The sequence below is a fragment of the Novosphingobium mangrovisedimenti genome (assembly GCF_025153475.1).
GTDB classification, from domain to species: Bacteria; Pseudomonadota; Alphaproteobacteria; order Sphingomonadales; family Sphingomonadaceae; genus Novosphingobium; species Novosphingobium mangrovi_A.
On sequence record NZ_JANZXA010000054.1, the window covers coordinates 1 to 739 of the forward strand.

Annotated in this window: 1 protein-coding gene; it reads left to right on the forward strand. The window is 57.4% G+C overall.

The window, feature by feature from the left end:
- Window positions 1-2: 2 nt before the first annotated feature.
- Window positions 3-739 (forward strand): acyl-CoA dehydrogenase family protein (locus NZK81_RS21425; RefSeq protein WP_260047984.1); only part of this gene is annotated, 737 nt, incomplete at its 3' end.

The window sequence follows — 739 nt, forward strand, 5'->3', positions numbered from 1 at the left end:
GCATGGATGCAGAAGTCTTCGAACAATTCTTGATACAGCTTGAACGCTTCGTGCGCGACCGGCTCATTCCTGTCGAGCGCAAAATTATTGAAACCGACCTCATCCCCGAAAGCGTCCTCGAAGCGATGCGCGACATGGGTCTGTTTGGATTGACCATACCGGAAGAGCATGGCGGCGCCGGCATGAACATCAGCCAGTATATCCGCACCATGCACACGCTAAGTTATGCGATGCCGGCATTCCGCTCGATCATCTCGATCAATGTCGGCATGTTCGCATCAGCCTTCAAGAATGGTGGAACAGAAGCGCAGAAGGCTGCATGGCTGCCGCGCATTGCCGCGGGTGAAATCGCCGCTTTCGGCCTGACCGAACCCGGTTCGGGATCAGATGCGGCGGGTCTGCAGACGACTGCGGTGCCGACCGCCGACGGCTGGCTTCTCAATGGCACCAAGCGATATATTACCAACTCGCCCTTTGCGAAGGTTGGACTGATCATGGCGCGGACGGCCACGGAAAATCTGCCCAAGAACGCCCATATATCGGCATTCATCGTCCCTCTTGACATACCCGGCGTGACGATCTGCAAGTCGGACAGGAAGATGGGCCAGTCGGGTAGCCATATCGCCGATATCGTGCTGGAAGATGTCCACGTTGGCAGCCAGGCTTTGCTCGGCGGCGAACTTGGCAAGGGCTTTGCATTCGCGATGATGAGCCTCGACAACGGCAGGATGTCGGTGGG